Consider the following 9,555-nt stretch of genomic DNA (forward strand, 5'->3'; position numbering starts at 1 on the left):
GATTCGAACCCCTGTTACCGCCGTGAGAGGGCGGTGTCCTAGGCCTCTAGACGAAGGGGACGTCGGGCCGGGCGGCGCTTCAAGTAGCGGTTGCCGGCGCCGGGATCAAGAGGATTGATCGCAGTCGGGCGAGGAAAGCGTCGACGTCGGCCGGGTCGGTGTCGAAGGCGGTGACGAGGCGGATGGCGTCGCTGCGCTCGTCGGGCCAGCGGTAGAAGCGGAAGCCCGCCTGGGCCATGGCGTCGATGGCCGGCCCGGGCAGGCGGGCGAAGACGGCGTTGGCCTCGACCGGGTGGAGCAGCGCGACCGCGGGCAGGGCCGCCAGCCCGTCCGCCAGCCGCTTCGCCATGGCGTTGGCGTGGGCGGCGTTGGCGAGCCACAGCCCGTCGGCCAGGTAGGCCTCGAGCTGGGCGGAGAGGAAGCGCATCTTCGAGAAGAGGTGCCCCGCGCGCTTGCGGCGGAAGGCGAAGCGGTCGGCGCGGCCGCGGTCGAAGAAGACGACCGCTTCGGCGGCCATGGCGCCGTTCTTGGTCGCGCCCAGGCTGAGCACGTCGATGCCGGCCCGCCAGGTGAGGTCGGCGGGGGAGCAGCCGGTCGCGGCGACGGCGTTGGCGAAGCGGGCGCCGTCCATGTGGACGCCGAGGCCGCGCGCATGCGCGAGGTCGGCCAGCGCCCGGATCTCGTCCGGCCGGTAGACGGCGCCGCACTCGGTCGACTGGGTCAGGGTGAGGGCGGCCGGCTGGACCGCGTGGACGATGCCGAACCCGGCGCGCTCCAGCGCCGCCTCCAGGGTCGCCGGCCGGATCTTGCCGTCGGGGCCGGGCAGCGGCACGAGCTTGGCGCCGGCGGTGAAGAACTCGGGCGCGCCGCACTCGTCGACCTGGACATGGGCCGCCTCGTGACAGAGCACGGCCCCCCAGGGCGGCGTCAGCGCCGACAGGGCGAGCGCGTTGCAGGCGGTGCCGGTGGCGACCGGGAAGACCTCGACCGCGGTCTCGAAGATCTCGGCGAGGCGGGCGGCAACCCGCGTGGTCCACGGGTCGTTGCCATAGGGCATGGCGCGGCCGGTGGCGGCATCGGCGAGCGCCCGGAGGATCGCCGGATGGGCGCCGGCCGTGTTGTCGGAGGCGAAGTTCATGGTCGGGACCGCGTTGGCAGGGAGCGGATGGCGGGCGGCCTCACGGCCGCACCGTCGCGACCGTGCGGCCGCTGGCGAGGTCGACGACGGCGGCGCGGGTCGAGCCGTCCGGCAGCCGCAGGGTGAGCGCGAGCTGGCCGTCGGCCGGCACGGCCGAGAGGATGACGGTGCCGGGCGGCAGGCCGAGCACGGCCTCCACCGCCGGGGCGCCGGCGCCGCCGGCGGCGAACCGCTTGGCGATGGTGATGCCGATCAGCGCCACCATGCCGACGATCGCCACCCCCATCACAATCACCAGCACCTTCAGCGCAGCCATGCTACGCCTCGCGGTCGGGCGGCCGGTGCGGCCGCGCTCGGGGCAGGGGAAGGGAGCGTGCGACAGATCGTCATGGCCGGGGCGGAGGATGCGGGGGAGCGGGCGGACCGCTTTCTCGCGGCGCGCTTCGACGGCGTATCGCGCAGCCGGATCAAGGGCTTGATCGAAGGCGGCGCGGTCACGGTCGACGGCGCGACACTATCGGACCCGTCCCTTCGCGTCAAAGCCGGACAAACTTTCGCCATCGTCGTTCCCGAGCCTGAGCCGGCCGAACCGGAAGCGCAGGACATCCGGCTCGCCGTCGTGTACGAGGACGAGGAGGTGATCGTGGTCGACAAGCCCGCCGGCATGGTCGTCCATCCCGCCCCCGGCAATCCGGACCGGACGCTGGTCAATGCGCTGCTCGCGCATTGCGGGGCCTCGCTGCGCGGCATCGGCGGCGTCCGCCGGCCGGGCATCGTCCACCGCATCGACAAGGACACGAGCGGGCTCCTGGTAGCCGCCAAGAGCGAGCCGGCGCTGACCGGGCTGCAGCGCCAGTTCGCCGACCACAGCGCCCGACGCAGCTACCTCGCCGTCGTCTGGGGGGTGCCGAACCCGCTGGCCGGCGAGATCGAGGGCGACATCGGCCGCCATCCGGTCGATCGCCAGCGCATGGCGATCGTCGCCCGCGGCGGCCGGCCGGCGCTGACGCGCTACCGCACGATCCGCCGGGTGGGCAGCCGGGCGTCGCTGCTGGAATGCCGGCTGGCCACTGGGCGGACGCACCAGATCCGGGTCCACCTCGCCGCGCGCGGGCATCCGCTGGTCGGCGACCCGGTCTACGGCCGCACCCGCGGGGCCCGCAATGCCGGGGCCGACGCCGCGGCGCGGGCGGCGCTGGCCGGCTTCTCGCGCCAGGCGCTGCATGCGGCGACGCTCGGGTTCTCCCACCCCATCACGGGGAAGTGGTTGGAGTTCGAGAGCCCGCTGCCGGAGGATATGGGAACATTGCTGGCCAGATTAGAATTAATTTAATTGCGATGATGTTGACTAATCTGGTCAGGTATTGACCGGCAGCGGCCTGACCGGGTAGGTTGGCACTCTCGATAGGAGAGTGCCAAACCGGTTGGGGGCCGGTTGGAAGGAGACGGAACGATGGCGACTGCTCTTGCACTGCCCAGCGTCGGTAGCGACGGCAACCTCACCCGGTATCTCCAGGAGATCCGGCGGTTTCCCATGCTCGAGCAGAACGAGGAATACATGCTCGCCAAGCGCTGGCGCGAGCACGAGGACACCGAAGCGGCCCACCGCCTGGTGACCAGCCACCTGCGTCTGGTCGCCAAGATCGCCATGGGCTACCGCGGCTACGGGCTGCCGCTCTCGGAACTGATCTCCGAGGGCAATGTCGGGATGATGCAGGCGGTGAAGCGGTTCGATCCGGAGCGGGGCTTCCGCCTCGCCACCTACGCCATGTGGTGGATCCGCGCCGCGATCCAGGAATACATCCTGCACTCCTGGTCGCTGGTGAAGATGGGGACGACGGCCGCCCAGAAGAAGCTCTTCTTCAACCTGCGCAAGCTGAAGGGCCAGATGCAGGCGATCGACGAGGGCGACCTGACGCCCGAGCAGGTCGCCAAGATCGCCAAGGAACTGGGCGTGCCGGAGGCCGACGTCGTCAGCATGAACCGCCGCCTCGGGGCGCCGGACCATTCCCTGAACGCGCCGCTCCGCGCCGACGGCGACGGCGAGTGGCAGGACTGGCTGGTCGACGAGTCGGACAGCCAGGAGACGCGGCTGGCCGAGAGCGAGGAGATGGGCAAGCGCCGCAAGCTCCTCGGCGACGCCATGAAGACGCTGAACGAGCGCGAGCGCCACATCCTGGTCGAGCGCCGGCTCAAGGACGAGCCGACGACGCTGGAGGATCTGAGCCAGCACTATCGCATCAGCCGGGAGCGCGTCCGCCAGATCGAGGTGCGGGCGTTCGAGAAGCTGCAGAAGTCGATCAAGTCGGCGGCGATCCAGCAGGGGCTCGCCAATCAGCCCAATCTGGTGCAGTTGCGCTGATGGATCGGGCGGGAAGTGGCGACGCTTCCCGCCCCCGCCGCCCCGTCGGGGGCGGGCCGGCACCTTTCAAACCGGGACCTTACCCGCTAGCATCCCTCTCCGAGGCGTGACCCCGCGGATTGCCGGGGGGTGAGTTCGTCTTCCTCCCCCCGCGATCCGGCGGGCCCGATCGCCGGACAGGCGGCCCTGTGCCGCCGGACAGACGGAGGAAGCGATGACGGTCCAGGCGATTCTCAACGTCAAGGGAAGCGACGTCGTCTCGGTGCTGCCGGACGAGCGCGTCGGCGCGGCCGTGCAGACCATGATGCGCCATGGCATCGGCGCCGTCCTCGTCCGCGATCCGGTCGGCGCCGTCCTCGGCATCCTCTCCGAACGCGACGTGATGCGCGGCATCGCCCGCGGCGGCGCCGCCTGCCTCGGCGAGGCGGTCGAGACGCTGGCGACCCGCGACGTCGTCTGCTGCCGCCCGCAGGATGGCATCGGCCACGTCATGGGCCTCATGACCCGCGGGCGCTTCCGGCACCTGCCGGTGATGCGCGACGGCGCGCTCGCCGGGATCGTCTCGATCGGCGACGTCGTCAAGCACCGCCTGGCCGAGGTCGAGAACGAGGCCAGGGCGCTGCGCGAATACGTCGCCGCGGGGTAGCGCCCGGCGCCGCCCGTCAGTCGGTGAAGGGGTCGCGCATCAGGATGGTGTCCTCGCGCTCCGGGCTGGTCGAGAGCAGCTGCACCGGCGTCTCGACCAGTTCCTCGATGCGGCGGACATACTTGATCGCGGTCGCCGGGAGCTGTGCCCAGGAGCGGGCGCCGCGGGTGCTCTCGCTCCAGCCCTCCAGCGTCTCGTAGACCGGCTCGCAGCGCGCCTGCTTGGCCATCCCGGCCGGGAAATGGTCGAGCAGTTCGCCGTCGAGCCGGTAGCCGGTGCAGACCTGGATTTCCGGCAGGCCGTCGAGCACGTCGAGCTTGGTGAGCGCGATGCCGGTGATGCCGGCGACCTTCATCGCCTGGCGCACCATGACCGCGTCGAACCAGCCGCAGCGGCGCTTGCGCCCGGTCACGGTGCCGAACTCGCGCCCGCGCTCGCCGAGGCGCTCGCCGATCGCGTCGGTGAGCTCGGTCGGGAAGGGACCGGAGCCGACCCGCGTCGTGTAGGCCTTGGCGATGCCGAGCACGGTGCCGACCGCGCCGGGCCCGAGGCCGCAGCCGGTCGCCGCCTGGCCCGCCACCGTGTTCGACGAGGTGACGTAGGGATAGGTGCCGTGGTCGACGTCGAGCATCGCCGCCTGGGCGCCCTCGAAGAGGATGCGGCGGCCGGCGCGGCGGGCCTCGTCGAGCGTCCGCCACACCGGCCGGGCGAAGGCGAGCAGCCGGTCGGTGACGCCGGCGAGATCGGCGCGGATGGCGGCCGCCTCGACCGGGTCCATGCCGAAGCCGCGGCGCAGCGTGTTGTGGTGGCGCAGCAGTTCCTCGATCTTGCGGTCGAGCGTCTCGGGTTCCGCCAGGTCGCAGACCCGGAGCGCCCGGCGCGCGACCTTGTCCTCGTAGGCGGGGCCGATGCCGCGCCCCGTGGTGCCGAGGCGGGCGGCGCCGCGCGCCTCCTCACGGGCGCGGTCGAGCTCGCCGTGCAGCGGCAGGATCAGGACCGCGTTGTCGGCGACCTGGAGCGTCTCGGGGGAGATCGCCACGCCCTTGGCGGTCAGGGTCTCGATCTCGCGAAAGAAGGCCCACGGGTCGACGACGACGCCGTTGCCGATGATCGAGAGCTTGCCCGGGCGGACGACGCCCGACGGCAGCAGGCTCAGCCGGTACTCGACATTGCCGACCACCAGGGTGTGGCCGGCATTGTGGCCGCCCTGGAAGCGGACGACGACGTCGGCGCGCTCCGACAGCCAGTCGACGATCTTGCCCTTGCCCTCGTCGCCCCACTGGGCTCCGACCACGGCCACGTTCGCCATAAGCTCGACTTTCCTCGTTCTGTCGGGTCGGCCGGGACCGGTTCCGGACCGGTGCCGGGCGGCGACCCGGTTCTCGTCGTCGTCCCGCTCAGAGCGGGACGGGCAGGCCCTTGTCGTCCAGTCGGTGCGAGCAGCCGAGGCGCCTGGCCTCGGCCGCGGCCTCCTGGTCGTCGAGCGCCTGCACGGTGACCCAGCCGGCGGCGCGCAGGCTCCGGGCGGCGTCCGCCGGAGCGTCGATCGGGACGTAGACGCGGCGTGCCGGCTCCGGCCGCGGCGCGGCCCGCGTCAGCGTGTCGGTGTAGAGGGTGAAGCCGGTCGCCGCCTCGTCGCGGCCGAAACCGATCTCGTAGCGCCCGCCGCGGCCGAGCTCGCCATGCACGCCGCGCGCGAAGAGGGTGAAGCTGATCCCGGCGTGATACTCGAAGCCGCGGTTCTCCACCGGGTCGACGGTCAGCACCAGGGCCGGGAGCGCCCGGCGCACGAGGCGGACGACCTCGGCCAGCATGTCGACCTCGCGGGCGGCGACGTCGGGCAGGGTCATCGACTGCAGCGCCTCGAGCGCGCGGTCGGCCGGCCCGGAGGCGGCGAGAAGGCCGCCCAGGACGTGGCGTCCGGCCCCGGCCGCGCGCTCCAGTGCGGCGGCGTCCTTGCGGTCGATGGCGGCGCGCACGCGGACCTCGGCCGCCGCGTCCATGGCGAACTCGCGGCAGACGGCGGGGACGAGCGTCGGCGTCGTCAGGTCGATCGACAGGCCGGTGACGCCGAGCCCCTCCACCGCCTCGGCGGCGAGGACGATGACCTCGGCATCGGCGGCCGGCGAGGCGACGCCGATGAGCTCGGCGCCGACCTGGCCGAGCTGGCGCTCGGGGCGCAACTGGCTGCCGCGCACGCGCAGCACCTGGCCGGCATAGCTGACCCGCAGGGGGCGCGGCTGGCGGACGAGGCGGGTGGCGGCGATGCGGGCGACCTGCGGTGTCATGTCGGCGCGCAGGCCGATCATGCGCTGCGAGATCGGGTCCATCAGGCGGAACGTGTCGGAGGCGAGCGCCGCGCCGGCGCCGGACAGCAGGCTGTCCTCGAACTCGAAGAGCGGCGGCTTCACCCGGTCGTAGCCCGACAGCGCCAGCCGGTCCATCAGCCGTGCGACGACGGCCGCCTCGAAGGCGGCGTCGTCGGGAAGCTGGTCGGCCAGGCCGGCCGGCAGCAGTCCGGGATGGATCGGCTCGTTCATCCGCTCGAGTTCAGGGGGCATGTGGGGTAGGCCCGCGGGTGCATAGCGGTTTTGCGCCGCCGCGGCAACTTCGGATCGGCGCCGCCGGACTGTATCCCTGCGGCAACGGTGCGGAACAAATCGCCGCGAGGGACGTTCAAGATGCGACCGCCCCCTCCGACCACCTTCTCCACTGCCCGGGTCCGCCGATGTCCCCCTTCTATTCGACCTACGCCGGAATGCTCGACTACATGGCCCGGGAGTTCGCGGGGCTGGCGCTGACCGACACCGAGCACGCCGCGCAGCTTCGCCGCAATGCCGAGATCCTCGCCCATATGGCGGCGGAGTTCGACACCGCCCGCCCGCCCAGCCCGCGCGCGCCCGGCCTCTTCGAGCACCCGGTCTGACCTCGGCCGCCGGGGGGCGGTCAGGCCAGGGCGAAGTGCAGGCCGATCGCGCCCAGCGCGAGCAGGAAGAGATTGCGGAAGGTGGCCCGGCCGAGACGGTCGCGCAGGCGCATTCCCAGCCACATCCCCGCCAGCGCCGGCACCGTGCCGGCGGCCGACCAGCCGAGATCCGGCACCGCGATGCCGCCATGGCCGGCGAGCGCCGCGGCCAGCACCACCGTCGCCAGGGTGAAGGCGATCCCCATCGCCTGTGACAGCTGGCCGCGCTCGAGCCCCAGCGCCTGCAGGTAGGGGGCGGTCGGAAAGACGAAGATGCCGCTGGCGAAGCCGATCGTCCCGCTCGCCAGCCCCGACGGCACCGCCAGCAGCGCGGCCGTCCGCGGCGTCAGGTTGGGCACCCGTCCGGCCAGCGCCGAGGCGGCATAGGCGAGCAGCGCACAGCCGAGCGCGATGCGCGTCGCGCCCGCCCCGCCGCTGCCGAGCCAGGCGGCGAGGACGGGGCCGGCGAGCAGCGTGCCGGCGACGAGGCCGCCGAGGAATCCCCGCAGCCGCCAGGTCAGCGGGCCGAACTGCCGGCCGATCCCCGCCTGGGCGACGTTGGTGACGAAGGCCGGCAGCAGCATCAGTGCGACCGCCTGGGCCGGCGGCAGCACCAGGGCGAGGCCCGCGACCAGCACCGTCGGCAGCCCGAAGCCGAGCACGCCCTTGACGAAGCCGGCGAGGACGAAGGCGGCGAGGGCGCCCGCGAGAAGTCCGGGATCGATCGACATCGCCTCCACTTGCACCGGCTTGCCGCCGCCGCGCAATCTGGCTTCCCGGAAGCCGGCCTTCGGATTTTCCGAAGGCGGCATGGGAGGATGGCGCTTGCGCTTCGACATCACCGACCTCCGGCTCTTCGCCGCCGTCTGCCGGGCGGGCACGATCACCGCCGGCGCGGCGGAGGTCGGCCTGGCGCTGCCTTCGGCCAGCCAGCGACTGGGCGGGATGGAGGATGCGGCCGGCGCCCGCTTCCTGGAACGCGGGCGCGACGGGGTGCGCCCGACGGCGGCCGGCCAGGCCCTGCTCGGCCATGCCGCGGCCGTCGTCGCGCGCTGGGACGAGATGCGCCTGGACCTCGGGCTGGATGGCGGACGCGGGGGCAGGGTGCGGCTCGCGGCCAACACGGCGGCGCTCGCCACCATCGTCGCGGTCCATCTTCCAGGCTTCCTCGCGGCCCATCCCGGCATTGCGGTCGAGGTGCTGGAACTGGCGAGCGAGCGCGTCCTGGCGGCCGTTGCCGACGGCACGGCCGATCTCGGCATCGCCCTCGCCTCCGCCATGGCCGACCCGGCCGTCGAGCGGCGGCTGCTCGGGTCGGACCCGCTCGTCGTGGCGCTGCCGCGGCAGCATCCGCTGGCGCGTCGCCGCCGCGTCCGTCTGGCCGAGCTGGCGGCCAGCCCGTTCGTCGCCCTGCCGGCCGACAGCCCGCTGCAGCGCTTCCTCGATCGCCATGCCGGGGCCGGCGGGTTCTGCCCGGGCGTGCGCGTGCGCCTCGCCGATCCCGAGGCGCTGTGCCGGATGGTCGAGCAGGGGGTGGGCGCGGCGGTCCTGCCGCGGGCGCTCGTCCGGGCGCGCCCGCGCCGGCTGTCCGCACCGCTGCTGGCCGACGCCTGGGCCGACCGGCGCCTGACGCTGTGCCGGCCGCGGAACCGGACGCTGCCCGGCGGCGTTCGCCGGCTGGCCGACCATCTCCTCGCCGGCGACGCACCGGCGCCGCCGTGGGAATGAAAGCCGCCGCCGGCCGTTTTCTCCTACGACCAATCCCCTCGCCCGAGGGCACCTGCCGAGGTTCGCCATGGCCTACGACGACTACTACGACCCGTACTACGACGACGGCTACTACGACTATTACGGCGATGGTGGCTACTACGACGCCGGCTATTACGACGACGGGTATTATGACGGCGGCGGGTACTACGACGACGGATATTACGACTACTACTATGACGACTACTACGATGATGGATATTACTACGACGACTATTATTATGATCCGGGATACTACGATCCGGGATACTATGACGACGGATACTACGATTATGGATACTATGACGACTGGTATTCGGATTACGGATACTATGCCGACGACTACTATGGATACTACGACTATACCTACGATCCGTACTACTGGTACGACCCGTACGACTATGGATACTGGGATTTCGGCGTAGAATTCTATGCCGACTACTGGTACGGCGGCTACGAATATGACTGGGTCTATGACGGCTATGCCTATGACGGCTACGGCTATCTGACCTTCGTCTATGCCGACTACGGGTTCTCCTACCACTACGACGACTACTACCCGTACAACGGCGTCACCCGCATCGGCGGCGACGGCCCCGACTATCTCGAGGGCTATGACGGCGGCGACCTCATCCTCGGCTACGGCGGCAACGACACGCTGGGCGGCTGGGGCGGCGACGACGACATGAACGGCAACC

10 protein-coding genes and 1 pseudogene are annotated in these 9,555 nt (G+C 71.9%); 6 read left to right on the forward strand and 5 right to left on the reverse strand.

From position 1 onward, the window contains the following. Positions 1–79: 79 nt before the first annotated feature. Both ACE3Q3_RS21010 and ACE3Q3_RS21015 read right to left on the reverse strand, forming a co-directional pair. Entirely contained in the window at positions 80–1,138 is a 1,059-nt protein-coding gene (locus ACE3Q3_RS21010; RefSeq protein WP_374449239.1) for a low specificity L-threonine aldolase, read from the reverse strand. Between the two features lie 40 nt (positions 1,139–1,178). Further along, the gene (locus tag ACE3Q3_RS21015; protein WP_374449241.1) at positions 1,179–1,454 is read right to left on the reverse strand and encodes a hypothetical protein; all 276 of its coding nucleotides are present in this window, start codon (positions 1,452–1,454) and stop codon (positions 1,179–1,181) included. Positions 1,455–1,526: 72 nt separating this feature from the next. On the opposite strand from ACE3Q3_RS21015, the gene ACE3Q3_RS21020 reads away from it, so the two are divergent. The 3 genes from ACE3Q3_RS21020 (at position 1,527) to ACE3Q3_RS21030 (ending at position 4,146) form a co-directional block, all read left to right on the forward strand. Then, a complete protein-coding gene (locus tag ACE3Q3_RS21020; RefSeq protein ID WP_374449256.1) occupies positions 1,527–2,471 on the forward strand; it encodes an RluA family pseudouridine synthase in 945 nt (314 codons plus the stop codon). 120 nt (positions 2,472–2,591) lie between these two features. Then, entirely contained in the window at positions 2,592–3,500 is a 909-nt protein-coding gene (rpoH, locus tag ACE3Q3_RS21025; protein WP_374449243.1) for an RNA polymerase sigma factor RpoH, read from the forward strand. Between the two features lie 214 nt (positions 3,501–3,714). Continuing rightward, positions 3,715–4,146 (forward strand): CBS domain-containing protein, encoded by a 432-nt coding sequence (locus tag ACE3Q3_RS21030; RefSeq protein WP_374449245.1) that lies wholly within the window; start codon positions 3,715–3,717, stop codon positions 4,144–4,146. 16 nt (positions 4,147–4,162) lie between these two features. On the opposite strand, the gene ACE3Q3_RS21035 is transcribed toward ACE3Q3_RS21030, so the two are convergent. Together ACE3Q3_RS21035 and ACE3Q3_RS21040 are read right to left on the reverse strand one after the other, a co-directional pair. Next, positions 4,163–5,455, reverse strand: coding sequence for an adenylosuccinate synthase (locus tag ACE3Q3_RS21035; protein ID WP_374449247.1), 1,293 nt, complete (start codon positions 5,453–5,455; stop codon positions 4,163–4,165). 88 nt (positions 5,456–5,543) lie between these two features. Then, positions 5,544–6,707, reverse strand: coding sequence for an ATP phosphoribosyltransferase regulatory subunit (locus ACE3Q3_RS21040; protein ID WP_374449249.1), 1,164 nt, complete (start codon positions 6,705–6,707; stop codon positions 5,544–5,546). A gap of 167 nt (positions 6,708–6,874) precedes the next feature. On the opposite strand from ACE3Q3_RS21040, the gene ACE3Q3_RS21045 reads away from it, so the two are divergent. Next, positions 6,875–7,072 carry a hypothetical protein gene (locus tag ACE3Q3_RS21045; protein ID WP_374449251.1) on the forward strand — a complete coding sequence of 66 codons (198 nt, stop codon included), beginning with the start codon at positions 6,875–6,877 and terminating at the stop codon, positions 7,070–7,072. Positions 7,073–7,092: 20 nt separating this feature from the next. On the opposite strand, the gene ACE3Q3_RS21050 is transcribed toward ACE3Q3_RS21045, so the two are convergent. Further along, a complete protein-coding gene (locus ACE3Q3_RS21050; protein ID WP_374449253.1) occupies positions 7,093–7,842 on the reverse strand; it encodes a sulfite exporter TauE/SafE family protein in 750 nt (249 codons plus the stop codon). Positions 7,843–7,936: 94 nt separating this feature from the next. Here ACE3Q3_RS21050 and ACE3Q3_RS21055 point away from each other — a divergent pair, with 94 nt between their 5' ends. Further along, positions 7,937–8,839, forward strand: a complete 903-nt coding sequence (locus ACE3Q3_RS21055) for a LysR family transcriptional regulator (RefSeq protein ID WP_374449255.1) — start codon at positions 7,937–7,939, stop codon at positions 8,837–8,839. A gap of 67 nt (positions 8,840–8,906) precedes the next feature. Further along, positions 8,907–9,555: pseudogene (locus tag ACE3Q3_RS21060) on the forward strand (hypothetical protein); the annotation flags it as partial.

The sequence above is a fragment of the Allostella sp. genome (genome assembly GCF_041913585.1).
Taxonomy (GTDB): Bacteria; Pseudomonadota; Alphaproteobacteria; order ATCC43930; family Allostellaceae; genus Allostella.

What these genes read in the sequence shown, in the direction of transcription:
- ACE3Q3_RS21010 (WP_374449239.1), bottom strand. Translation starts at nt 1,138, where the DNA reads ATGAACTTCGCCTCCGACAACACGGCCGGCGCCCATCCGGCGATCCTC.
- ACE3Q3_RS21015 (WP_374449241.1), bottom strand. Translation starts at nt 1,454, where the DNA reads ATGGCTGCGCTGAAGGTGCTGGTGATTGTGATGGGGGTGGCGATCGTC.
- ACE3Q3_RS21020 (WP_374449256.1), top strand. Translation starts at nt 1,527, where the DNA reads ATGGCCGGGGCGGAGGATGCGGGGGAGCGGGCGGACCGCTTTCTCGCG.
- rpoH (WP_374449243.1), top strand. Translation starts at nt 2,592, where the DNA reads ATGGCGACTGCTCTTGCACTGCCCAGCGTCGGTAGCGACGGCAACCTC.
- ACE3Q3_RS21030 (WP_374449245.1), top strand. Translation starts at nt 3,715, where the DNA reads ATGACGGTCCAGGCGATTCTCAACGTCAAGGGAAGCGACGTCGTCTCG.
- ACE3Q3_RS21035 (WP_374449247.1), bottom strand. Translation starts at nt 5,455, where the DNA reads ATGGCGAACGTGGCCGTGGTCGGAGCCCAGTGGGGCGACGAGGGCAAG.
- ACE3Q3_RS21040 (WP_374449249.1), bottom strand. Translation starts at nt 6,707, where the DNA reads ATGCCCCCTGAACTCGAGCGGATGAACGAGCCGATCCATCCCGGACTG.
- ACE3Q3_RS21045 (WP_374449251.1), top strand. Translation starts at nt 6,875, where the DNA reads ATGTCCCCCTTCTATTCGACCTACGCCGGAATGCTCGACTACATGGCC.
- ACE3Q3_RS21050 (WP_374449253.1), bottom strand. Translation starts at nt 7,842, where the DNA reads ATGTCGATCGATCCCGGACTTCTCGCGGGCGCCCTCGCCGCCTTCGTC.